Genomic DNA, 24341 nt, shown 5'->3' on the forward strand with positions numbered 1-24341 from the left:
TTTCCGCTTGATACTTGATGTTCGTTTCAGCAAGCATGCGGTGGAGCTTATCCCATGCCTGTTGTGACATTCCTGGGTTATGCGGTCCTTTTGAATGCTCCATCGTTTCCTTTCCAGTTATTTTTGGAAGCCGTTTCTCCTTCATTTAGATCACCTCCTCTTCTGCATCCCCATTAATACACTGAACTTGTACTTTCAATTCAAAAAAAAGAAAATTGATATCTTCTTCAAGAATTTCAGATACCTTGAACGCATCCGAAAGTGATGGATTAGAATAGCCATTCTCCCAGTTACTCACACTTGCCTTTGAGTACCCGAGCAATTCTGCAAGGCTTTCCTGAGTGAAACCCTTCTTCTTTCGAGCTTGTGTCAAGGATTCATTTTTCATATCGTCCACCTCTTTTGTACACCAATCTTGTACTTGATGATCCGATTATAAGGTACAAGTTTGGTGTATGTCAACGTTTTTATACAAGAATCATGTACTTTATTTATTTTAGTAGATACAGATTGTACAATATACTTGTACTTTCAATTGTAGGAGGGCTTATATTGTTCCGAGGAGATCGTCTTACCAAATGGAGGAAGATAAGAAAACTAACTCAAGAGGAACTTGCCTTAAAAATTAAAATGACAAAATCCGCAATAAGTAACTATGAAAATGGACATAGCTCGCCATCGGATGAAACACTTGTTGCATTAGCCGATTGTCTTGATGTTGACACTGATTATTTATTAGGAAGAAGAGATACACCGAAAGTGGAGACAAACATGTCTTTTTTCGGTGGTCCTGATAATTATACTGCAGACGAGATTGATGAAATGGAAGCTGCCCTATTACGATACAGAGAAATGAAGAAGAGAGCTGCTGAACAAACAAACAAACAGAATTAATAAGCAAATCCTCCATCCGATGGGGAAAGACATTGGAGTATAAAAAATGGGTTACATTTTATTACTGATTGGAGCTTTCGGTGTTCCGTATGCACTCCTTTCTTTCCGAAATAAGAAAAATGAAACAAAAAAGAATATCGCTCTTGCTTTATTATGCACAGTAGTATTACTCATAGGGGTCTATGAAGTGTTCTACTCTAAGCAAGATAATGATAATGCGGTCGAAGAATCAACTTTGGAGGTTAGTAATAATGGTCAGGTATCAACAGAGTTTAGTGAAGCTGATATAAAGACAGCATTAGAAATTGATTCTACAATAACAGAACATATCAAACATTTGGAAAAATTAGAGTTAGAAACTAATGATATTATCAGTAGCTATGCAGATGGAAAAATTAATGGTTATACTGCCTACGAGAGTGTTAGAGAAGCTAAAAACCAATACTCGGCAGCCTCAATATCTGTAAATAGGATTTTAATTCCCGAAAACATATCATATGAATTAAGAAGCGATCTTGAAAAGATAAAATCCGGTGTAGCCACCAACTATTACACAAGATCAAAAGCAATGGAGCATTTCATGAATTATATTGATAATCAGAAAATCAGTGATCTTGATAAGATGAAACAAGAATTAGAAATTTCTAGAGATGTCGTCAGAGAATTGAATTTGAACACTGGCTTGTTTTATTCAAAAGTCGGTATCCCTGAAGATCCTCAACAGTAAGCCAGCAATGGCTTTTCTTTTCACACAAAAATAGAACATATGTACGTGAATCGGAGGTAATCACATGAATTTTCCCAACTACTTCAAAACTCCTCTGGAACAATGGATTGAGGAACAGTACCTGTTAGGTGGCATCTTGACTCCACACGATCTTGATATAGACAAAATCGCGATGATCTTTGGAGTAGACATCATTTATCACGATAATAGCCCTTTCAGCGAAAATGAGGATAAGGTTATCTTTCTCGACAGGCGGGATGATTACATTGAGCAGCGAAAGATATTTTTTCACGAGCTTTGTCATGTAATTCGTCACTCCGGCGATCAGCGGTGGATGCCGGAACTGTTCCGTGAAGCCCAGGAATATGATGCGAATCAGTTCGCTCTATATGCAATGATCCCATTCTATATGCTTGAACAGATGCAGTTGCCCGTGAACCGAAGTCAAGTGATTAGCTTGCTGGTCAGCGAATTCCACGTATATCTGGATTTTGTTAAATTACGCCTCAATCAAATTGAAGATCGAATAACCGAGTCAAAATTAATGTCGACCTTTACATACGCCGGGAAGTCTTCGGACAATCATGCTACAACCATTAACGAATCCTCTATGACTGGCCTCGATTACCTCCAGCAGCCTCGTATTCGTTCCTTGTATGGATTAGAAGATCTCTCCCGCCCAGAGGCCTTGGTCATCGAGCAACGTCACGGGTTCAACTGGGATGAGCCTTTGCTTCTCAATGTGGAGCGATCCTACAAGCTTCATGATTCGTCATTCTATCGTTCCAGACAAGATGCTACCGTTCTCCCTGGCGATCTATCCCTCCCCCCAAACCAAAGAGGATACGTAACGATCAACTTGTCACGTGTAGCCTGGCGACATGGCCAGAACGTAACACGCCTCATTCTACCGATAGAAGCCGTCGATGACGCCCTCAATTTTTAACACAAGGAGTGTTGGTTTTGAAAACAGCCATTTATATACGTGTCTCTACAGATATGCAAGTCGAAGATGGCTTCTCCATTGAAGGCCAGCGTACTCGTTTGAATAGCTTTGCTGAGTCGCAGGACTGGGAGATCTATGACTTTTACATTGATGACGGGTATTCTGCTAAGGATCTCAAGCGGCCTGAAATGCAACGAATGCTGCAGGACATGGAGGATAAAAAGTTCGAAGTGGTTCTTGTCTATAAACTTGACCGACTTACCCGATCCGTTGCTGACCTTCACGCTCTTCTAAAGACATTTGACTTATACAGCGTCAAATTTAAGAGTGCTACAGAGATTTTTGAGACCACTACAGCCATGGGGCGGTTCTTCATTACACTCGTCGGTGCAATGGCTGAGTGGGAGCGTGGAACGATCTCAGAGCGCGTGCGCTTTGGTATAGAGCAGATGGTGCGCGAAGGACGTAGACCAGGAGGTGTATTGCCCTACGGGTATACTCAAGAAGGCAAATTAATCCCCGAGGAAAGTGTGCTCATTCGTGAAGCCAGAGATTTATATATGACGGGGCTGGGATATAAATCCGTCGCTATGCGGCTAAATCGTGCGGGTAAACTACGAAGAGGCCAAGAGTGGACTTCTGCAACAGTTGCTTATACGATTGAGAATCCATTTTATGCTGGAATCATCCGATTAGGCTCTAAAACTGCAGAAGGTAAATATGTGAATTCTAAGCGGGACGAGAGAGTAAAGAATCTGTACGGTGATTCTCCATACCCGGCGATATTTACTCGGGCTGAATATGAGGAGACTAAAAAATTCATGGATCGTAAAACGCACGGTGGGTACAGTCAGATCAAAACGTATTGGTTCAGCGGAGTACTACGTTGTGGTCGCTGCGGAGGAGCCATGTTTGGGCGGCTCACGACAAAGCGTTCAACGACAAAAGGAATAGTCCGGACACAATACTACATTTGCTCGAACAAGCACCATGGCAACACCTGTGATATGCCTATTTTTCGTCAGGTGCATGTGGAGCACCTGGTCATGGAATACATCAATAAAGTTCAAGAAGATATGGACAAGCTTAAGATGGAATCCTTGGAGATGGCCGCTGAAGAAAGTAAGAAGACGACTGAGATCGATAAAGCCAAACGGGAGCTGGCAAAGATTGCAGAGCGGCGAGAGAAGTGGCAGTACATGTTTGTGGAGGGCTTGATAACTAAAGAAGCTGTCCGGCAAAAGATGACTGAAGAGGATGCAGCAGAAAAAGAAGTGCGGCAGAGAATTGCCAGTAATCAAAAATCATTATCTGGTATTCCTAAACTTGTAGAACTCGCAGGTTTGGCAGAGGCTTGGCACTATTTGGATGATGATGAGAAAAAGGATTATGTCTACACAATTTTCAATCGCATTGAAGTGAATACGGATCTAACGCGCCCGAAAGGTGTTAAAAACAAGTTCTTTGATGCTTATATTCAAGAGGTGTTGTTTAATTAATGCCATTTTATAATCGACGGGGAACCGTCATGGCCGGTGTTCATCGCCTGCAGCATATCCAGACATTCAGCTCCACGCACCTCGCCGACGACAATCCGGTTCGGCCGCATCCGCAGCGAGGTGCGGATCAGGTCACGAATGGTGATCTCCCCCCGCCCCTCCGTGTTAGCATTCCGGGTCTCCAGGGAGACCAGATTCGGAACCGTAACGATCTGCAGCTCTGCCGAATCCTCCACCGTAATGACACGCTCCTGCGGCGGGATGTATTGCGATAGAGCATTCAGAAAGGTTGTTTTCCCTGAGCCAGTCCCCCCGCTGATGAAAATATTGTATTTGGCAGTAACCAGAATCTGCAGTAGCTCAGCCGCTTCCTCCGAGAGCGCTTCACGTCTCACCAGCTCTGCCATCGACATCGGTGTCTCCGGGAATTTGCGGATGGTCATGGCTGGACCCTTCAGCGCTGCAGGCGGCAGTACGATATTGACACGCGAGCCATCCTGCAGCCGCGCATCTACAATCGGCGAGGATTCATTGACCACACGGTTGACGCCGGAGACGATAATCTGAATGATATCCTCCAGTCTGCTCCCCGATTCAAAAGCCAGCGGCAGCCTGCGGATCATGCCCTCTTCCTCAATAAAGATCTCCTCATGGCTGTTGATCATAATCTCGGTGATCGCCGGATTATCCACCAGCGGCTGAAGAATATCCAGCCCCCGGAAGGAATCGAACAGCTTCTTCACCAGCCCGTGCTTCTCCTGGGCAGTCAGGAGGCGTAATTGCTCCCGCTCCAGAATGATCCGTTCGATATAAGCTGCCAGCTCATCATTCCCGATGACCGAGGTAACATCCAGCCCTGCCCGGATATCGCTGCGCAAGGCACGGAACATCTCTTCATTCATACAGGAATCCCGGTGAACACCACAGGCAATTCTGGCTCTACGATAGCTCTGGAGAGCTGCTGAATACCGTCGATGAATTGGGGAGAGCTTAGGCAGAGTTCTCCATAATGCTGTAAACCCCAGGATGGAATATACGGAAGTACAGCATCCAACCGGAGGGCAGCGGATAGCGGACTTTCACTATCTGCTCCGGTACAGCCGTTCATAACGAATCGGCTCCTGTTCACCAGCTCCGGCTGCATGCCGGAGTGCGGACTGGCAATATAATCGAGCCAGCGTTCCGTCTTACGGATACTGGCCTGGTCATTCTTCAGCACCCACAGCAGAATGCCGCATCTGTTCAGAACAGCCTGGGCCCGCTCCTCCTCAATAGCGCCGGTGTCTACAATAACCACATCATAGCTTCCAGCTCCGGCCAACCCCTCCAGGAGATCCATTGTATCCTGCCGCGACATCTGGAGCATCTCCTTGAAATTCTCCACCGGCCGGAAAGCATCACACCGCAGACTGTCATGTCTGAACGCATAATCGGTCCATTTCGGCTGCCCTCTTCCTCCCTTATTCTCTGGCCCTCCGGCCTTAAGCTCATATAAAAGCCGCTCCAGACCGGGAATATGGCTCCCCGGCATACGCAGGATGAATCCACTGCTGTCCACACTCTCCAGATTAAGATAGAACACGGACAGGCCAACTGCTCCAAGCTGCTTCGCCATGTTCAGTGCTACCGTGGTTTTGCCGCTGCCGCCGCTGGCCGAGACGATCCCGAGCAGCAGCGTTGCTTCCTTAGGCAGAGCAGCCGTCCGGACACGCTTCTGATCGCTCAACTGGAGAATCGCTTCCATTAGCGCCGGCAGAGCCTGATACTTGGCAATATGCCTTCCCCCCGCCAGATCCCGGCCATTCGGCAATTCTCCGCCTTCACTTAAGACAGCCCAGGGAACGGTACTTCTCCCTTCCACCAGCCAGGCTTCAATGAAAGACGGGTCAGCGGCAACCGCATCCGGCAGCTCGTCACCTGTCATAAATTCCATAAAAGCGTCCAGTCTGCTGAAAGCCGTAATCCGCAGCATCTCTCCATATTCGCTGTGGTGAAGATAATGAAGCAGCGGTTCAATATACTGGCTCTCCCGGACTGCAAGCACGATTCTTGCCGTCATGAAATCCTCCTCCTCTCTTGGATACATAAGAAAAAGAACAGCAAAAAAGCACCGCCAATAACCGTGAATACGGTCATTGAACGGTGCTTCCGTTACTGTTCCTGTAATTTACTGCTATAGTAGCATATATATAAGAAGTCAGCAATAGCTTTTTCACCACTATTTGAGAGAATCCCTCAGAATCCCCCTTACCAGCTACAGAAATCTGCGCTTCATATCCGGTGTCGGCAGCAGACACTGCTCATCCCGTCCGAACCAGCGGTAGCGGTTTCTGGCCACAATCTTGTACATAGCGTTACGCAGCGGCCCCGGAATCAGGATGAACACATAGGCGGCGGGCCACGGGAACCGGAGTCTGCGGGCAATCCGCAGCACAGCAGCCGATTTCGTATAATACTTGCCGTTCTCTATCAGTACCACAGTGTCTAATTGCTGCTCGGGCAGACCGCCTGCCTTAAGCAGTTCCCGGGCCGCATCACTCTGCAAGGAGGTGAATTTGAAGTGCGCATTGGGATCACGCGGAATAATGAACCGGACGATTCCCTGACACAGATGACAGACCCCATCAATCAGCACAATAGATTCACCCTGTATTCCCTTCCGCTCCTCAGCCACATCACCGCCCCCTTCCTCTTAAGCATAGTCTAACATTCATATCCCCTTTTGAAAAAAACAAAAACGCGGGATAGCTCCCGCGCCTACAACGTCCGTTCGTCTAATTATTCAGCAATTGCTTTGTTAATCCATTCGTCCCCGGTCATTTGCCCTTCGAAATCAGCAGTGAAGGAATCCATGCATTTGCAAATGAAATCTTTGCGGCATACCGGACAAGGAGTCTTGAGCAGGCGGCTGATGTTCGTCATTTTCCATTCCGGAAACCGGTTGTAGAACGCGCGGCACTCCGTTCCGTCAGCAAGCTTGATAATGAACTCGTACAATCCTTCCTTATCATTGCTGCTGGCTTTGGTCACATTCGTAATACTCGGTTTGTAAGACATCTTCATCACCCATTATTTAAATTTTTGGTAGTTAATAGCACGCGCGACATTAACAGATACTTAGACATATTAAAGAATTTCCGGGGTGATGTCAACCAAAGTACAAGCTCCTGCACGCTATTTACCACACTTCCGGCCTTCTCAGACTCTATTTAGCCATTATTCCCAGCTTTGTCCATTCTTACCCGTGGTTCTGCGCTCAACATAATGAAAGACCAGACATTGAATGTCTGGTCTTTCAGATAACCATGCTATTCAATTTCACATTGCTATCTATCGCTACAAAACGTTCAACTCAACCTCAATGTTTCCGCGGGTCGCCTTGGAGTACGGGCAGAAATCATGGGCTTTCTTAGCCAGATCCTCTGCCACAGAGCGCTCAATACCTGGCAGCTTCACATCCAGCTTCACGGCCAGCTTGAAGCCTCCATCGCTCTCGTCCTTGCCGATCAGCACATTCGAGGTAATCTCGACATCCTGCAGCTTTACGCCTTCTTTACGGGCAATATTAGCAAGGGCACTCTCATAACACGCACCATAGCCCGCCGCGAACAGCTGCTCCGGATTTGTGCCGGCACCACCAGGACCGCCAAGCTCCTTCGGGATTTTGAGATCATGCTTCAGCGCTCCGTCGGACGATTCCACCGAACCTTCACGGCCTCCGCGAACCTTGGCTGAAGCTGTATATAGGGGTTTTAGTTTCAATGTACTCATCTTTAACTCTCTCCTTTTAACACAAATTTTGTAAGAACACTTATCCTTAACTTAAACAACCTCACATTTTTGAAACGATTGGGGCAGATTGTTACCTTTTAAAACTTGCTTCCGGCGGTGAATAGTGTACAATTAAATTGTGATAAATCAATGTTCGGGAGGAATCATTCATGAATGTCCATGATTTTGAAGCCAACACCCTGCGGGGCCAGGAAGAATCACTCTCCAAGTACAAAGGCAAGGTTCTGCTCGTCGTGAATACAGCCAGCAAGTGCGGACTTACCCCGCAATATAAGGGTCTCCAGGAAGTGTACGATAAATTCAAAGACCGTGGTTTTGAGATTCTGGGCTTCCCAAGTAACCAGTTTGCCGGACAGGAGCCGGGTGAGAGCGAGGATATTGCCGAGTTCTGCGAGATCAATTACGGTGTATCCTTCCCGATGTACGAGAAAATCAATGTCAAAGGCGCCGACGCCCATCCCCTGTTCAAGTATCTGACTAAAGAGGCACCTGGTGTACTCGGCTCGAAGAGTATCAAATGGAACTTCACCAAATTCCTGGTGGACCAGGAAGGCCGTGTGCTGAAGCGGTTCGCCCCGCAGACAACACCTGATCAGATCGAAGAGGATATAGAGAAGCTGCTGCGCTAGAGCGGGTTCAACAAAAAAAGCTGATATCCTTGAATCATCAAGGATATCAGCTTTTTTGAAATATATGCGGTAGAGAGGACTCGAACCTCCACGGGTATACACCCACTACCCCCTCAAGATAGCATGTCTGCCATTCCACCACTACCGCGCGGTGTGTCTAACGTTGATGCATTGTTTGAGGCCAACATTCAATATTATAAATCGGTAAAATAATCCTCGCCGCTTTCCTGAATCGTTTGGGGCTGCTTACCCAGGATTAGCCAATCCAAGCTCACATGAAAAAATGCAGCAATCTCAATCAGCTTATGTGTACCGGGCGTAGATTTGCCGCGTTTCCAGTCTCCCATATTGCCGGTGCTGATTCCGAGCTGTGCACAGAAGGATTTCTTCGTAATTCCTTGCCGTTTAATCAATAATACAATACGTTCATAGATGGATTGCATCAGCCAACTGCCTCCCCCAACAGCAAACGCCCTATTACTGCCTACGGCTGGGCCATCAAGCAACGTCTGGCAGAACTGCACTTGGATCAGAAGAAATTCTGTGAATTACACGATATCCCACCCTATCGGCTGTCCAACCTGATTCACGGCACCCGCAAGGCAGACAGATACCGCCGTCAAGTCGCAGAGTTGTTGAACCTGCCGCCATCTTAGTACCAACTGGAACAGCAGCTCCCCAGGTATGAACCGACCGGCATTATTCTTCTTGTAGCTACTCTTATTCCATCTAATCCTGGAAAAATCCTTCTTTTCGCGCTTACACCACTCCATCTACAAAAAAACTCACCGGCTGGCATTATCCAAGACTGCCGTCCGGTGAGTCGTTAACATCGTAATTTTTATGAAAATACGTTTTAGAGCACCACCGGATCAGGTCATCCCGCTCTTTCTCATGAATCTTGATTAGCTGGTTCAGGACAAAAACCCGCTGCACAATATCCCCCGCAAAACGCAGCTGATTCGTGTAGTAATCGATTTCCCTTTGATAGGCCGAGTACTCTCCGTTGTTATGGGCAGAGTAAGCTTTTAACAATTGAAGGTGAAGGTCATAGATCTCAGAGTAATTCATTACCGTAGACTACCTCCCAGGTAAGGCGTTTACTAGTATTGTCTCCAAGATTGATAGGATTATACGATAGAGCTCCACTCTTCCTTTAGAATCGCATACTGATACGCATCATGCCATACAGGCTGCCCGTCATCTGTTCTTCTGAAAAAGGCTTTTTTCTTGAAATGACCCTCACGGCGCATATTCAATCGCTCCAGCAGTCTCCAGGAAGGTGCATTCTCAGGATTACACATAGCCGCCACCCGGTGAACACCCAATGCTTCAAATCCATATTGTAAAATTCTTTGACAAGCCTCAGTGGCATAACCATGTCCATAAAATGCAGGGTTAAAGATGTAGCCTAGCATCCATGTTTTAAATTCAGCAGGTTCTTTTTGCTCAAAATAAATATGACCGATCATTTTATTGGTATCCTTCAAGCTAACGGCCCAGAAACTATCTCCACCCGCACGTTCCCTGGCTATATTCTTGCATTCCTCTTCACTGCTTACACCGCCCGGCTCGTATTCCAGCACCTGCTCTAATGACAAATACTCGTGTAAATCGCTCCAATCGTTTTCTGCAAATTCACGAACAATTAGCCTTTCCGTTTCCAGTAACATAGGATCGCCCTTTCATCCATCTTCGTTTCTTCCATTCTAAAGGTTTCAGGTAATTATCACCAGCTATAGCTTGATCAAGTTAGAATTCTTTGTAAATCACGTATTTCTTTCCATGAGACTAAATTAATATTCTCTTTTCTAAGCACTTTATTAATATCAGGATCTATTAGTAATAGATACTCAATCCCACGCTCAAAATAACAATTCGTTACAGACTTCAATTCTTCAGTTATTTTCGATGGATGTATAGTTAATTGTGTTATACCGGGCTTAATATTTTTGAGTAGCGTGAGCAACTGTCTCTTCATTTCTTCATATTCCACGGGCTTACAGCAGTAGGGCAAAGAAATTACATCATCAATAAACAAGATCCCACGTTTTCTTCCTGAATTAATTCTAATGCGAAAAGTTTCTTTTTGCTTGTTATTAAAAAATGGTTGTTCAATTATTCTTGTTGGTAAGTTAAAGGGGAGACGATATTTCTCGCATAGATCAAAGGTTATTTCTAAAAAATCATTGCCCGCATATAAACCCATAAGACTACCGCTATGACTATCAAGATGAGTTGGGTCAATTCCTAACATAGTGGCACTTTGTATCTGAGCCTCTAATTCAATTCTAACTTCTTCATCATCGGCATTTTCCTCTATGTATGAAATGTCAGTATGGAAGTTACCATCCTTATTGATTAAACTTTTCAATGATCTTTCTTGAAATACTGGACGATATGAATGATACTCACCGCTTGTTAAGGTAAGATGAATCCCGATATTATCTAGAATGTTTTGATTACTTAATTCAAGGGCTTCCCGCGCTGCTGGACAGGGAAACATTATAGATGTTGAGGTTATAGCTTGTTGTTCAAATAAACTAACAATTGCTTCATTAGTTCCCTTAGTTATTCCGAAATCATCAGCATTAATTATTAACAAACGGTCATCTGAAGAAAAACCTAATTTGCTTATCATAAAGATCTCCACCTTAATAAGTTTTTTGCAATCAAAAAAGAAAAACAGCAGGAATACAAAACACATTGTCGTGTGCGTATCCCTACTGTTTCAGAAAAATAAAATTAAAATAGTTAAACAATATTTATCGAAAAAAAAGCAAAAACCCTTGAACTACCAAGGATTTTTGCTCATTTGAAATATATGCGGTAGAGAGGACTCGAACCTCCACGGGTATACACCCACTACCCCCTCAAGATAGCGTGTCTGCCATTCCACCACTACCGCGCGGTGTGTCTAACGTTAATGCATTGTTTGAGGCCAACATTCAATATTATAAATCGGTTGCGCTCAAAAGTAAAGGTACCTGCTTAAGATTTTTCGCCGTCCGTATCCTGATCCTTGCGGTATTTGGTAAAGGCCAGATATTCCTTAATAAAGTTCTTCTCCTCCGGCAGCAGCTCTTCGGTTTGGCAATTCAATTGCCGCATTTGGCCAAAAAAATAATCCTCGCCGCTTTCCTGAATCGTTTGGGGCTGTTTGCCCAGGATCAGCCAATCTAAGCTCACATGAAAAAATGCAGCAATCTCAATCAGCTTATGCGTGCCAGGTGTAGATTTGCCGCGTTTCCAGTCTCCCATATTGCCGGTGCTGATTCCGAGCTGTGCACAGAAGGATTTCTTCGTAATCCCTTGCCGTTTAATCAATAATTCAATACGTTCATAGATGGATTGCATCAGCCAACTGCCTCCCCCAAAATATAATACGTAAAAACGTTATTTTTTATTGAAAAATGACGTAAAAAAGTATATAATTAACTATTATTATATCTTTACCTATTTTATATCATAGCGGCTGGATAGTCGATACGAGGTGAGCAATCTGAACAGCAAACGCCCTATTACTGCCTACGGCTGGGCCATCAAGCAACGTCTGGCAGAACTGCACTTGGATCAGAAGAAATTCTGTGAATTACACGATATCCCACCCTATCGGCTGTCCAACCTGATTCACGGCACCCGCAAGGCAGACAGATACCGCCGTCAAGTCGCAGAGTTGTTGAACCTGCCGCCATCTTAGTTCCAGTTGGAAGTAGCAGTTCTCCATATGTGGGCCAACCGACATTCTTCTTGTAGCTAATGTTATTCCATCTGATCCTGGCAAAATCCTGCTTTTCCCGCCCACTCTATTCATACACAAAGAAACCTCTCCTGTGAAATGGCTGAGCCGACTCCATTTCACTATAAGAGAGGTTTCTTTCCTGTTCTTTGCGGTCACTTACCCAATTTTAGTGAGTTAGCCTTTGACCGCTCCGCCGGTAAGTCCTCTGACCAGGGTCTTCGAGCCGAACAGGAAGAGAATAATCAGCGGCAGTGTACCCAGCGTAAGCCCCAGAATACTGGCTGAATAATCCGTGCGGAAGACCGTTGACAGATTAGCAATTCCCAGCGGCAGCGTGTACAGCTCAGGCTTGTTGATCGTCACCAGCGGCAGCAGATAACCATTCCAGGACCCAAGGAAGGAGATTAGCCCCAGGGTACTGATCGCAGGCATTAGAAAAGGAATAACAATTCGGGTGAGAATACCCGGTTCCGAAGAGCCGTCGATTCTTGCGCTCTCAATGACCTCTGTCGGGACAGAGGAGCGGATGAACTGGGTCATGAAGAATACGCCGAAGGCATTATTCAGACCGGCCAGAATCAGCGGCGCATGAGTGTTGTTAAGGTGGAACCACTTCATCTCCATCACATATGCAATCAGACCCAGATGACCGGGGATCATCATCGTCAGAAGAATGAAGCCATACAGTGCATTTTTACCCTTAAATTCATATTTGGCAAAAGCAAATCCGGTAATCGAGGCCACCCCGACCGTCACCAGAGTGAACAGTACAGCAACATAGAAGCTGTTCCAGTAATTCCGCAGGAAGCTGGCAGACATGATCGTCTTCAGGTTCTCCACCAAATAACCGCTGGGCAGGATCGGAAGCTGCTTGAACAGGTCTTCGGAATAATAGGTGCCCATCACAATCATCATATAGAACGGGAAGAGGAACGCGATAGCGATCAGAATAAGCAACAATACGGTAAAGAACTTCTTCGCTCTCATTTGTCGTCACCGTCCCTGTTGATCCATTTCATGCCAACCACCGAGAACAGGGCGATGAACAGGAAGGTGCCGTAAGCTATAGCCGCCCCTTTGCCGTACTTGAACGCACTGCCGTTGAAGGAAGCATCGAACATGTACCAGATCGGTGTGAAGGTGGAGCCGTCAGGCCCTCCTACCATACTGGAGCCGGAAGCCCAGCCGCTGAACAGCAGCATTGGTTCTTCCACCAGTTGCAGGCCGCTGATAATGGAAGTAATAATCAGGAACAGATTGATCGGCTTCAGCAGCGGAATCGTAATACGCGTGAACACATCTTTGGAGGAGGCTCCGTCGATTACAGCGGCTTCATAGATGGAGGTGTCAATACTGGCCATCCCCGCCGTGTAGAACATCACGAAATATCCAAGATTTTTCCAAAATACCATCAGGATAACTACCCAGCGGGAGGAGCTGGCGGAGCCCAGCCAATTGATCTTCTCCTGAATGATGCCCAGCTCCATCAGCATATTATTGAAGAAACCGCCCTGCCAGTCGAACAACAGAGAGAAGATAATCCCGACCGCGACCGGCGTTGTCATATAGGCACTGAATACACTTAGCCGGAAAAAGGTTTTGCGGCGGATCAGCTTGCTCTCGATAAGGCTGGCTACCAGCATGCCCATTAGGACAAGAGCCGGAAGATATACCGCCATGAAAATAATGACATTCAGCAGCGATTTCCAGAAGAAGGCGTCATGAAAAAATAGCTGTATATAATTACCAAGTCCGATGAAATTCCGGTTACCGTACAAATCCCAGTCTGTAAGACTGATGTACAACGTAAACAGGATTGGGAACAAGCTCAGTACGGCATAGGACAAGAAATAAGGGGTAATGAACAGGTACGGCCATTTGTTTTTACTGCTGATTCCATTTGATTTCTGCATCATTATTCAAATGTCAGCTCAGGGTGATTTTTCTTCAACTGTTCTTCCCACTTATCCAGGGCCTGCGCGGCATCGAAGCTGTTATCCTGTGCCATGACCTGCAACACCAGCTCCGACGAGCTGTAAATATCCTGATCGTATTTAGTCACCGCTTTGGACTTCATGTTCGGGAATACCTTCTCCACCCAGAACTTTCCTAGATCCTGTCCGCCGAAATATTCATCCGCCCCGGATGACAGCTTGGAGGTATCCTTGAAGAACGATTTCAACGGTAAAATGTAATCGGAGGTAGCGAAGTTGGCTTCAGCGCCTTCGTCTGTACCTAACAGCCAGTTGAGATACGCCCAGGCAGCATCTTTATTCTTGCTGTCCTTCCAAATACCGATAGTAGTACCGCCGTATGGATATCCGCCTTCCGGAGGCACCATCAGACCCCATCGGCCGTTGCTGGCCTTGTCGTTAGGCTTAATTACGAATTCTGGAGACCAGTTCGCTGCAGGATAAAAAATCACGTTGTCTTGCGAGTACGAAGCATTCCAAGTCGGAGACCACATCGCCAGCTTGCCCTCAGTGTTATTGTCGCGGATGGACTGCAGCTGAGTGAAGATCCTAAGCAGCTCTTGGGTATTCACCTTGGTTCCGTCAACAACTGCCGTTGTACCCTGGTTGGAGAGGATGGTATACGCATCCATGAGGCTTCCAAGCATGAATGTCTTGCCGCCGCTTTTCTCATAGACTTCCTTGCCCTTGGCAATAAAGACATCCCAGTCAGTGAACATTGCCGTTAATACATCAGGATCATCTGTCCCGAAGTATTCTTTAGCCAAATCACGCTTGTAAGCCAGCGCTCCAGGCGAGCCGGATTGCTCTAGACCCACAAGCTCTCCCTTACTGTTCGTCAGCAGCGGAAGCTCGAAGTCGAGCAGATTGGAGGTGTCGAATTTGTAGGGCTCTTCGGACAAGCTTTGCAGTACGTTAAGCTCATACAGAGCGCCGCGGAAGGCCGCTTCTCCCCAGATAATATCCGGCAGCCCGGAGCCGGCAGCGATGGAGGTCTGGATTTTTTTCAAATAATCCCCCGCCGAGACTTCGACGAACTCCAACTTGACGTTCGGGAACTTCTCGTTGAACTTCCCTCCGGTGCCTTCGAACCAGGCCTTGTCCCAGCCCCATACGGTCAATTTACCGGAAGCATTCGCAGGATCACTTGAGTGATCCGCACTGTTTGTACTGCCGGAGTCTCCCGAAGTGTTGTTGCTTCCGTTGCCGCAGCCGGCCAGCACCAAGGTGAAGCATAACGTTAGAACAAGCGCTATAACCGATGCTTTTTTACTGAATAGATTGTGCAATTTAAGATCCCCCTTGCATCTGTTGTGACAGCGGGCGGTTCCTGTTAATGTCTTCCGTCCGTCTGTATAGTAGAACTATAAGCTTGAAGGGATCACCTAACAATTAGACGATCTGATGGTTTTGTATAAATAATGATAGTGCTTTTCACTCGGACGGTTGCTGCAGGACGGGCAGGAGAACAGACACTTTGGTGCCTCCCTGCTCACTTGACCGGATGACCAGGCGGCCTTCCCGTCCGTACAAATACTCGATTCGCTCCCGGATATTCCATAATCCAATCTGCTTCATAGCCCCTGAAGGGAGACGCGCAGGCGGCAGGGTTCCATTCATAATAGACCGGGCCTTCTCCTGGCTCATGCCGCAGCCGTCATCTCTGACCGAAACCAGCAGCCTTCCGCTGCGCTTACGGATAATGATCTCTATACGGCCTACAGTCTCTTTCTCTGAAAATCCATGAAAAATAGCATTTTCCACCAGCGGCTGAATCAGGCTTTTCGGAATATAGTCACCCTTCGCTTCGTCTTCTACGCTCCAGACTACCTCGAACCGGTCTGCATACCGGTACTTCTGAATCGTTACGAAGTGATTAATAATGTTCATCTCCTGCTCCACCGTGATATACAGACTGGTATCACCAATATTGACAGCATCATGCAGAATGCCAATGAAGGATTCAACCATTTCCTCAATAGCCGGGTAATTCTTTTTGCGGGCCAGATACACAACCGTATTTAGAGTGTTGTAGATGAAATGGGGATTGATCTGGGCGAATAACAGCTCTGCCGTCATTTTACGTTTCCAGCGCTCCTGCTCCACCCTTTCGCTCATCTGCCGCTCAATATCACCAAGCATCGTCTCAAAACCATTCTTCAGCACAGACAGCTCATCATTGCTGCGGAACGAGAGCTGAACATTATAGTTGCCCATAGATACCTGCTTCATCGCTTTGGTCATCTGCAGGATCGGACGGATAATATTCGAGATGATGGGGAGGAACAACAGGAAGCAGAGCGCCAGACACAAGGTGAGGAAGATGGCCCAGTAGCGGACAATATAACCCACCCATTCATAGAACCGTTCATTGGAGGTGAACGTGGAGACGGACCAGTCCGATTTCTCAAAAGCGCTGGCCAGATAATAACCCTTGTCATGCTTAACGACTTGAATGTCCGGGCTGTCTGCGCTCAGCGTAGGGGCAGGCAGCTCTGTAGCGGTGCCTTGCTGGTAGAGCAATGATTGACCCGGGCCGATCCAGGCTACCTGGTCGAAGGACTGGCCCAAGTACTGGAATAGACTCTCAAAAGCAGTGTAATCAATATTTAATAGCAGCACTCCACCATACTGGGGATCGAAACGGATAAAGAAGCTGACGATTTTTTTGCTGTCAGGGTCGAGAATAATATGGGGAGCTGTGAACCCGCTTTTGGCATTGCTCTTCAGCGCTTCCTGATACCAATCCTCTTGCAGCAGCCGTTCAAAATAAGGGTCGATATACAGCGAGGACCAGAAAATCTTGCCGTCCGAGCGGACGATGGCCGAGCTCTCAAGGTAGTCACGCAGTACATTGAATTTAGTCAACTGGACGACGACATCTCTGTATGCGCTTAGCTCATCATACGTAGAGGAGTAGTTCAATCTTGCAGCGAACCGCTGAAGCAACTCATCGTTGACCATATTTGCGGCATATTTCTGTACATCATCAATCAGGTGATTCATCTGATTCGTGGTCTGCTCCAGATGGATCGTATCTTCACGCAGGGCTTGCGCTTCGAGAATCGAAGAGAACTGCTCATACGCCAGTGCACTGATGGCCGTTACCGACAGCGTAACGATCAGAATAACGCTGCCGAGAATTTTATTCTTAATTTTTCGCATAGCTATTCGCTGCCCCTCTGCTGCAGGAAATCCTTGGGCTGTATACCCGTGGTTTTTTTGAAGACCTGACTGAAGTATTGGCTGGTTTTGTACCCTACTTTCTCCGATACCTCGTAGATTTTGTATTCACCGGTCTGCAGAAGCTTCTTCGCCAGCCCGATCCGATACTCCGTTGTGTAGTCGAGCAGAGACTTGCCCGTCTCCCGCTTGAAGGTTGTCCGAAGATGGATGCTGCTGATCTGCAGATGACCTGCGACCGTCTCCAGGGACAGATCGGGATCGGCGTAATTCCCGGCAACATACTCCATCGCCTTGTTGACCCAGCGGGAATACTGCTTCTGGCTCTGCCGCTGCTGCAAACATTCTTCAAGCATCCGGTACAAGCTGTTAACTACTTGCCGCGTGTCTGTACCCAGCACTTGATCAGGGCTGTTGCTTCCGTCCTTGCTTCTTGCTCCCCTGATCTCACCCATGACGGCGCGCAAATCTCCCAAATACGCCTGAGCGGCGATCTGGTCCAGACCCGTCTTCAGCCGTTCCAGCAGACTCCGTTCGGGGGATAACAGATATTGTCTGACCTCTTGGGCCATACGGGTAGCTTCCCGGGTTGAAGCTGCTTGCTCCAGCAGAAACACAGCACCGGGCGGCAAAAACACAGAATAATCATAAGCCTGCCTCATCGCCGCATATCTGAGGTCCGGCGGTTCTGCGCCATTACCTGCGGATATTATCACTCTGGGAAGGTTCCCCCGATAGAAAGACTCCAGGCAGAGCAGAACTTGGGCCGCGAGCTGCCGCAAGTTATAATGCTGGAGCAGCAGACTGCTGGAAGAGGATAACTTAAGCAGCAGGATGTATCCGCCTTCATCCATCTCCAGAAGTTGAAGCTCCTCCAAGTCCGTTGTCTGACGGCGGATCTCTTCTTCGACATTCTTCCATACGAGGGCCGTGCCACTACGTGCATTACTCCGGCTGCCGTCCAGCTTCAATGCAGCCTCCAGCTCGAAATACAGCAGCCCGGGCTGACCCTGCTGATAATCTGCCACGAGGCGGTGCAGCCGGGATTCCTTATTCTCTGCAGGAGCCTGATACTTGCCGGCCAGCATATCCTTAAGCAGGATATGGAGCGCATGTCCGTGCCCTTCTTCCTCGGCAGCTTCCGCTGCCAGACCTTCCTTCAGCAGCTTCAGCTGTTCCAGCAGGCGGCCCCGGCTAATCTCATGCTTAAGCAGATAATGGGCCGCGCGCAGCTCCAGGGCCTGACGGGCATAGTCGAAATCCCGGTAAGCAGTCAGAAAGATCAGCCGCGTTCTTGGGGCAAGCTGGACCACATGCCGTCCCAGCTCCAAGCCATCCATAGGTGACATGGAGATGTCGGTGATGATAATCTGCGGCCGTAATTCCTCGAACATCCGTAGCGCCATACGCCCGCTGGTCGCCTGAGCGACCACCCGGAAGCCATTCTCCTCCCACGGAACCGATTGGTAGACATGATCAAGTGCAAGCGGCTCATCATCCACAAGCATGACCGAAATCAATGAATTCACTGTAGAAATCCCCCGTTCCTGTCGAATCCTGATATATATGCAGGTATAACGGAACATGGAAGGGCTGTCAATGGAAATAGATTCCCTTTTCCGATAAGTTGGTCTACTTCGGATACGGCACTTTAAAGGGTGAAGTTGCCGGGTAGATTTGAACCACCTAGAAGATGCAACTGTGAGGCGCACGCAAAAAAGGCGCTTCTATCAGCGCCTGAAATGGATTCTTATTCAGCTCCTTACTAAGCGTCGCGATGAATTATCACTTCACTTTTTCAACATGGAATTCACTTCTGCTTCGCTATGTAACAAATCAGAAACAGTAGGTTGACCTCCTATTGCCCCATGTTTATGTGCTTTGAAGAAAGAATGTATAAGCGAACCTATATCAATGATTGCAACTTGTTCACTGAAACAGTTTATATCTGAACATATGGTTAATGAATACCCAACTTCTAGAAGATATGACTTAAAGTACCACTTTTTCCCGAATATCCATTTTTCACTTGCCATTTCGTCTCCTTCGACGGTAGAGAAACTTTCAAGTGGGATGGTCATCCCCTTGCCAATGGCTTTAATATAACTTTCTTTCGCTGTCCAAATCCGAAAGAACTGTAATAATCTATGCTCACCCATTTCAACTTTCAATATAGACCGGTATTCATCTTCCCTGAAAAATCGTAGCGCCAAATCGAGATGAACCTCATCTATTCGCTCTACATCTACTCCAATTTGGCTGGAAGGACCTGTAGCCAGAACGACCCAATCCCCAGAATGGGAAATGTTGAATCCAAGTCCCTGCTTGTTACCAAGCAGAACTGGCTTGCCAAAGCAATTAACAGCGATACTTATATCCTCTATAGGTCTATCCATCATTGAGGATAACACCATTCTCATTAACATATCTCCGGTTACACCCCGTAATTTATCTTGTAAAAATCGGAATTCCAGGTGCTTTTGACGTCTACCCTCCGGAAGATATGACAATATAGAATCCAGATATTTATAAGGGAATTGGGTTATCTGAACAGCGAATACTCTAACCAAAATTATCTCTCCCTGATTGATGAGTCGATATGTCTTCCCATCCTTACAAATTGAAACAGTAATTCTGATAAACTCTTGTTATACATCATCATTATAGATAGCTCTATGGTTAAAAATGCTTATAGTTCACCACAAACATTTTAGTCCCCTGGTAATCGTCATAGACTGTTCAGACCCGACTACCTGTGCCCACCAGCAGGACGGCTGGCTGAAGAACGCCATGATCCAGATGTGTAAATCCGATATGGATACGCGGGATGTAGCCTATCTTAATAAAAGTACGTTTAACAGCCACTACTACTGTAGTTGAGGAGGACATACATCATTAGCATCAGTGGCTGTTAAATAAGTGTTACTCTCTTATAACGTCTATTTCCTTGGATACACAAGCATAGGTCCTCTGCTTTACATTGGATGTATATTTCCAGTACTCATTCAGACACCAAATTACGCGGATTGATTTTGAGAACGCCTCCCGAAGCGACCCATGTACTAAGCATGGTAACCGCCATACACAGTGGTGCTATCATAATAATTTGGAACCAGTCCATTACGATATCAATTCTTACAGCTCCTCCTTGGGATAAGGCTGGACCAATGAAGGATGGAGTTAAGAGCACGGCTGTAACGATTCCTAATCCACATCCAATAATCGTTACAAATTGAATTCTATAGATCAAAGCTTTTCTTATTTCAAAGGAAGACATTCCAAAGGATTTGTAAATCCCGTAATTCTTCTTCATATTAAGGATATTGATTAAGATTGCATTGAACACTGTAATAAAACAAACACTAACTACAACTATACTGATAATATAGGTTACCAGCTTAATTACAGACTTAATAGAGGAAAGGAAGGTATCTCTGAATCTCGAATTGTTTACAATTTCTAATGAATCTTCGTATTTCCCCTTTAATTCTTGCTCAAATTTCGCTACATCCACATTCTCCTTTAACTTCACTTGATGAACCCTCTGCATGCCAATTTTCGAGGTCTTAATGTCAGCATTTAGGATTCTAAACATATATCCGCCACTGCTCATCGTTGAAAAAACACCCGAAATCTTTAATTCTTTATTTTCCCCTTCAATATTGGCTAAAAGGGTATCTCCTATCCCCATGTTAAGCCTCTGGGATAATTTATAACTAATTGAAACTTCATTCTGATCAGAAGGATTTCGGCCTTCCGAATTCGTAATGCCCAAAAGCTCCATATCTCCGGCATATGCTGTTCCTACAATGTTCTTAGAGGCACTATCATCACTGATAAAGATGGAGGAGTTGATCAAATAATTCATAGGAACTACAAACTCCACGTTCTCTTCCTTGGATAATAGCTGATATATATCATCATTAGTCATTTCCGTCCTGTTCGAATTCCCAACGGTCAGATCACTGTAATCCATCCCCATGTAATTCGGATCCTCCAAGGCATTTTCCATACTGGAGATACTTACGAAAGAAAACACCAATATAACACTTGTTACAAAAAGAACGATTACGAAAAAGATCATTTGTCTCACTTGAGAGAATGTATCCTTTATTCCAATCATCATGGATACCGGCAATCGTCTAAGTGCCGATAAAGAAATGCCTGTTCTCTTTAAGTTTTTACTTGCCGGAGCCCCATAACGGATCGCTTGGGATGGTTTAACTTTCGATGTTTTTGAAGCCGCAACAAAAGAAACACCAACCGTAAACAACATTAAAACAATGAACGTCACTATGCCTGTATCCAAGGAGGTCCCCGAGCTCTGCGTCATTCCTAACGCCTTCATCAAGCTGTCCGACAGCACCCCAACAATAGGTATGCTTAACATTGAACCTAGAGGAATAGCAATACACCCAATAATTAAGTATTGCAGCACATATGTAAAAATAATATTGACCGAAGAGAAGCCCTGGGCTTTAAATATCCCAATGGTTGTATAATCAGACATTATTGAATTTGATATTGCAAAGAAAATTAGAATAAAACATACTGCAATAACTATTAAAGCAAGCACTAACATAATAGCACCAATGCTTTCTTGCGTACTAGTATACTTGAAAACAATATCATTATAATCCAGTTTATATCCGGTAAAACTTTGTCCAAGATACGTTTCAAAGTCATTCCAGATTCTAACTTCATCCTTCTCGGAGTATTCCAGATAACGAATTCCAATGACATAGGATGTAGATTCACCGGTGAATATTCGGTTTAGTTCTCCTGATTTAACCCATACTCTGACTGGATTATGCTGAGGAGAGCTGTACTGGGGATCAATTATAATTGCAGACACTTTATATTTTTTTGAGCCTTCAAAGGTTGGCAAATCAATGCTGTCCCCTACGTTAATCTTATTCTCGTATGCAAATGTAGTCGGTAGCCAAATCTCATTAACTCCTGGTTTTGACCCCTCGGTGCCTTCAACAATTTTTAATATATCCTGTGTAACAGTCCCGTCAGGAACTTCAGCTATAAATAAACTAATATCAATTTTTTTATTAAAATAAGCATTCCCCTGCATGAATTGTGCAGGCACGAGGTAAGTGCTTTCTACTTCCTTTTGTGATTTCCAAAAAGCCTCAACGTCCTTATTCCTGTTAAGAACACTATCGTAAAAAAGTAAAGTATGAGAAGCATTTAGGTCTTTATACATTTTGTCAAAGGGTTTATCAATTATAGAAAGAATAGAGATCCCTAACGAAAAGACTAAAGAGGCCAATAAAACTGTAATGGCAATCAAAACCTTTTGCGTTTTATTCCTCTTGAAGTTTGCAAGACATACCTTAAATATTGATCGCATAATTACCACCCCTTATCCATTAAGAAAGAATATATTTGTTCTTCCCTCTCTATACCATTATCCTTTGAATATTTTTCGAGATTTAACTCACTATTAATCTCACCATCACGTAAAAACAGAATTCGATTCGCCCGGCAGGCTGCCTTGACATCATGCGTAACCATTACAATAGATTGCCCTTTGCTGTTGATATCTGTGAATACATCCAAGATTCTTTGACCTTGTGTTGAGTTCAGTGCTCCTGTGGGCTCATCTGCAAAAAGCACCTTAGGTGAATTGATAAGCCCTCTTGCAATGGCTATTCTTTGTTGCTGTCCGCCTGATAACTGCGAAGGCATTCTTGATGCCTCCTGTTTGATATCCATATTGTCCAAAAGCTCCCTGGCTCTCTTCTCAACATCTTTTCTATTTTTTTGTGCAAGGTATCCAGGCACCGTCACATTTTCAAAGATGGATAGATTGGGTACAAGATTAATGGACTGGAAGACAAACCCGATTTTTTCACGTCTCAACTGAACCATCTTTTTTTCTTTTAACACATCAATTCTCATATCTTCAAACCAGACCTCACCCTTGGTTACATTATCAAGTCCGCTTAGAAGATATAACAGGGTAGATTTCCCGGAGCCTGAACTCCCCATGATTACAGTAAAATCCTTTTCATAGATATCAATGGTCAGATTATTAATAGCACTTACTTCTACATCAGCACTCAAATAGGATTTATATAGATTTCTGCATTTCAGAATAGCCTTGCTCATAGCAATTCCTCCTTTTGATAATTACCTTATAAACATTGAATATAATGGAATCCAAGGATCTGTTGCCTAATCAGGACTAGAAATCCTTGGATCTAATTACTACATACTCTTGCTGCAGGTATAATGGGATCTTCCCAGTACATTTATATTTAAGTTTTCTTTGACTTTCACAATTTTAATATTATTAAAACCAACTTTATTCAATAATGCAGAGAGCTCCTCCTCCAGATAACTTCTTTGGATAATGCAAAAATCATCTCGCTCCCAAACCTCACTTTCCTTAAAGTAAACACCCTTCATAATCCCCAATCGATCGTTAGCGTTGTAGATCGTCTTATAGGTGACTACCAGTTCTGGTTCTATTATGGAGTAACTCTGCTTATCCCAGATGTACTTATAGCCCTCCTCATTCCTCACATCAAAATACAATACTCCCCCGGGCTTCAAAGCTTGTGCAATATGGATAAAGACTTTCTCCAGATCTGCTATGTTAGTAATATGATTAAGACTATCCAACGTACATATAGCAGCATCAAAGGAAATGTCATAACTGAAATCCCTCGCATCTCCCACTTTAAAAGAGGCCTTAGGCGCATTAATCTTTGCATTTTCAATCATTTTTTCCGATATATCAAATCCTTCAACAACATAATTCTGCTCACTGAGTTTCGCTGCGATCAAACCTGCACCACAACAAACATCCAGTATGACACTATTGTCAGGTATAAATGGAAGAAGCGTTTTCTCAAGGATAGGATAATTAGACAACACTATATCATTCCAATATTTGATATATAAATCGGAAATGACATCATAAGGTGCACCCATAATAA

General features: G+C 45.2%; 25 protein-coding genes, 2 tRNA genes and 2 pseudogenes. 7 read left to right on the forward strand and 22 right to left on the reverse strand.

Going from position 1 to position 24341, the window contains the following annotated elements; translation table 11 throughout:
* Window positions 1–145: 145 nt before the first annotated feature.
* A complete protein-coding gene (locus C162_RS20450) occupies window positions 146–388 on the reverse strand; it encodes a helix-turn-helix transcriptional regulator (protein ID WP_036697137.1) in 243 nt (80 codons plus the stop codon).
* 164 nt (window positions 389–552) lie between these two features.
* Between C162_RS20450 and C162_RS20455 the strand changes: the two genes are divergently transcribed.
* The 4 genes from C162_RS20455 (at window position 553) to C162_RS20470 (ending at window position 4066) form a co-directional block, all read left to right on the forward strand.
* Entirely contained in the window at window positions 553–894 is a 342-nt protein-coding gene (locus tag C162_RS20455) for a helix-turn-helix domain-containing protein (RefSeq protein WP_036697139.1), read from the forward strand.
* 46 nt (window positions 895–940) lie between these two features.
* A complete protein-coding gene (locus C162_RS20460) occupies window positions 941–1621 on the forward strand; it encodes a hypothetical protein (protein ID WP_036697141.1) in 681 nt (226 codons plus the stop codon).
* 64 nt (window positions 1622–1685) lie between these two features.
* On the forward strand, window positions 1686–2567 hold the full coding sequence (locus C162_RS34500; protein WP_051493777.1) for an ImmA/IrrE family metallo-endopeptidase: 882 nt from the start codon (window positions 1686–1688) through the stop codon (window positions 2565–2567).
* 17 nt (window positions 2568–2584) lie between these two features.
* Window positions 2585–4066: a recombinase family protein gene (locus C162_RS20470; protein ID WP_051493778.1), complete on the forward strand. Its 1482-nt coding sequence runs from the start codon at window positions 2585–2587 to the stop codon at window positions 4064–4066.
* 14 nt (window positions 4067–4080) lie between these two features.
* Here the strand turns inward: C162_RS20470 and C162_RS20475 are convergent.
* The 5 genes and pseudogenes from C162_RS20475 to C162_RS20495 all read right to left on the reverse strand — a co-directional run.
* Window positions 4081–4968 (reverse strand): annotated as a pseudogene (locus C162_RS20475) (CpaF family protein); the annotation flags it as partial.
* Window positions 4965–6125 carry a hypothetical protein gene (locus tag C162_RS20480; protein WP_051493779.1) on the reverse strand — a complete coding sequence of 387 codons (1161 nt, stop codon included), beginning with the start codon at window positions 6123–6125 and terminating at the stop codon, window positions 4965–4967. The pseudogene C162_RS20475 and the gene C162_RS20480, both read right to left, overlap by 4 nt.
* Before the next feature lie 195 nt (window positions 6126–6320).
* Complete coding sequence (locus C162_RS20485; protein ID WP_036697143.1) at window positions 6321–6740, reverse strand: thiol-disulfide oxidoreductase DCC family protein; 420 nt, start codon at window positions 6738–6740, stop codon at window positions 6321–6323.
* Between the two features lie 104 nt (window positions 6741–6844).
* Window positions 6845–7123, reverse strand: a complete 279-nt coding sequence (locus tag C162_RS20490; RefSeq protein ID WP_036697149.1) for a hypothetical protein — start codon at window positions 7121–7123, stop codon at window positions 6845–6847.
* Window positions 7124–7402: 279 nt separating this feature from the next.
* Window positions 7403–7837, reverse strand: a complete 435-nt coding sequence (locus tag C162_RS20495) for an organic hydroperoxide resistance protein (protein ID WP_036697152.1) — start codon at window positions 7835–7837, stop codon at window positions 7403–7405.
* Between the two features lie 170 nt (window positions 7838–8007).
* Between C162_RS20495 and C162_RS20500 the strand changes: the two genes are divergently transcribed.
* Window positions 8008–8487: a glutathione peroxidase gene (locus tag C162_RS20500; RefSeq protein ID WP_036697153.1), complete on the forward strand. Its 480-nt coding sequence runs from the start codon at window positions 8008–8010 to the stop codon at window positions 8485–8487.
* A gap of 65 nt (window positions 8488–8552) precedes the next feature.
* Here C162_RS20500 and C162_RS20505 read toward each other — a convergent pair.
* Window positions 8553–8635 (reverse strand) — tRNA-Leu (locus C162_RS20505).
* Window positions 8636–8693: 58 nt separating this feature from the next.
* A pseudogene (locus C162_RS20510) lies at window positions 8694–8930 on the reverse strand (helix-turn-helix domain-containing protein); the annotation flags it as partial.
* On the opposite strand from C162_RS20510, the gene C162_RS36985 reads away from it, so the two are divergent.
* Window positions 8925–9143 carry a Rha family transcriptional regulator gene (locus C162_RS36985; protein WP_084648992.1) on the forward strand — a complete coding sequence of 73 codons (219 nt, stop codon included), beginning with the start codon at window positions 8925–8927 and terminating at the stop codon, window positions 9141–9143. The pseudogene C162_RS20510 and the gene C162_RS36985 sit on opposite strands and share 6 nt — an antisense overlap.
* A 142-nt stretch (window positions 9144–9285) precedes the next feature.
* On the opposite strand, the gene C162_RS20520 is transcribed toward C162_RS36985, so the two are convergent.
* The 5 genes from C162_RS20520 to C162_RS20540 form a co-directional block, all read right to left on the reverse strand.
* Entirely contained in the window at window positions 9286–9558 is a 273-nt protein-coding gene (locus C162_RS20520) for a hypothetical protein (RefSeq protein WP_036697158.1), read from the reverse strand.
* Between the two features lie 59 nt (window positions 9559–9617).
* Window positions 9618–10160 (reverse strand): GNAT family N-acetyltransferase, encoded by a 543-nt coding sequence (locus C162_RS20525; RefSeq protein WP_051493780.1) that lies wholly within the window; start codon window positions 10158–10160, stop codon window positions 9618–9620.
* 74 nt (window positions 10161–10234) lie between these two features.
* Window positions 10235–11128, reverse strand: a complete 894-nt coding sequence (locus tag C162_RS20530) for a polysaccharide deacetylase family protein (protein ID WP_162174485.1) — start codon at window positions 11126–11128, stop codon at window positions 10235–10237.
* A 184-nt stretch (window positions 11129–11312) separates the two neighbouring features.
* Window positions 11313–11395: transfer RNA gene (locus C162_RS20535), tRNA-Leu, on the reverse strand.
* Between the two features lie 83 nt (window positions 11396–11478).
* Window positions 11479–11844, reverse strand: a complete 366-nt coding sequence (locus C162_RS20540) for a helix-turn-helix domain-containing protein (protein WP_036697161.1) — start codon at window positions 11842–11844, stop codon at window positions 11479–11481.
* Between the two features lie 145 nt (window positions 11845–11989).
* Here C162_RS20540 and C162_RS20545 point away from each other — a divergent pair, with 145 nt between their 5' ends.
* Window positions 11990–12187: a hypothetical protein gene (locus C162_RS20545; protein ID WP_036697411.1), complete on the forward strand. Its 198-nt coding sequence runs from the start codon at window positions 11990–11992 to the stop codon at window positions 12185–12187.
* Between the two features lie 216 nt (window positions 12188–12403).
* On the opposite strand, the gene C162_RS20550 is transcribed toward C162_RS20545, so the two are convergent.
* From C162_RS20550 to C162_RS20590, 9 genes are all read right to left on the reverse strand, one after another.
* The gene (locus C162_RS20550; RefSeq protein WP_036697164.1) at window positions 12404–13216 is read right to left on the reverse strand and encodes a carbohydrate ABC transporter permease; all 813 of its coding nucleotides are present in this window, start codon (window positions 13214–13216) and stop codon (window positions 12404–12406) included.
* Window positions 13213–14145 (reverse strand): carbohydrate ABC transporter permease, encoded by a 933-nt coding sequence (locus C162_RS20555; protein ID WP_063829044.1) that lies wholly within the window; start codon window positions 14143–14145, stop codon window positions 13213–13215. The genes C162_RS20550 and C162_RS20555 overlap by 4 nt, the downstream gene beginning before the upstream one ends.
* Window positions 14145–15491, reverse strand: a complete 1347-nt coding sequence (locus C162_RS20560) for an ABC transporter substrate-binding protein (RefSeq protein WP_036697167.1) — start codon at window positions 15489–15491, stop codon at window positions 14145–14147. Before C162_RS20560 ends, C162_RS20555 begins: the two co-directional genes overlap by 1 nt.
* Window positions 15492–15636: 145 nt before the next feature.
* The gene (locus tag C162_RS20565; protein WP_036697169.1) at window positions 15637–17367 is read right to left on the reverse strand and encodes a sensor histidine kinase; all 1731 of its coding nucleotides are present in this window, start codon (window positions 17365–17367) and stop codon (window positions 15637–15639) included.
* 2 nt (window positions 17368–17369) lie between these two features.
* A complete protein-coding gene (locus C162_RS20570; RefSeq protein WP_036697172.1) occupies window positions 17370–18914 on the reverse strand; it encodes a response regulator in 1545 nt (514 codons plus the stop codon).
* Between the two features lie 261 nt (window positions 18915–19175).
* Window positions 19176–19955 (reverse strand): 4'-phosphopantetheinyl transferase family protein, encoded by a 780-nt coding sequence (locus C162_RS20575; RefSeq protein WP_036697175.1) that lies wholly within the window; start codon window positions 19953–19955, stop codon window positions 19176–19178.
* A 431-nt stretch (window positions 19956–20386) separates the two neighbouring features.
* Window positions 20387–22747, reverse strand: coding sequence for an ABC transporter permease (locus C162_RS20580; RefSeq protein ID WP_036697178.1), 2361 nt, complete (start codon window positions 22745–22747; stop codon window positions 20387–20389).
* 2 nt (window positions 22748–22749) lie between these two features.
* Window positions 22750–23508 (reverse strand): ABC transporter ATP-binding protein, encoded by a 759-nt coding sequence (locus C162_RS20585; protein WP_036697181.1) that lies wholly within the window; start codon window positions 23506–23508, stop codon window positions 22750–22752.
* Window positions 23509–23607: 99 nt separating this feature from the next.
* Window positions 23608–24336: a class I SAM-dependent methyltransferase gene (locus tag C162_RS20590; RefSeq protein WP_036697183.1), complete on the reverse strand. Its 729-nt coding sequence runs from the start codon at window positions 24334–24336 to the stop codon at window positions 23608–23610.
* Window positions 24337–24341: the final 5 nt, after the last annotated feature.

Origin of the sequence: Paenibacillus sp. FSL R7-269, assembly GCF_000517865.1 — a bacterium.
Taxonomy (GTDB): Bacteria; Bacillota; Bacilli; order Paenibacillales; family Paenibacillaceae; genus Paenibacillus_AQ.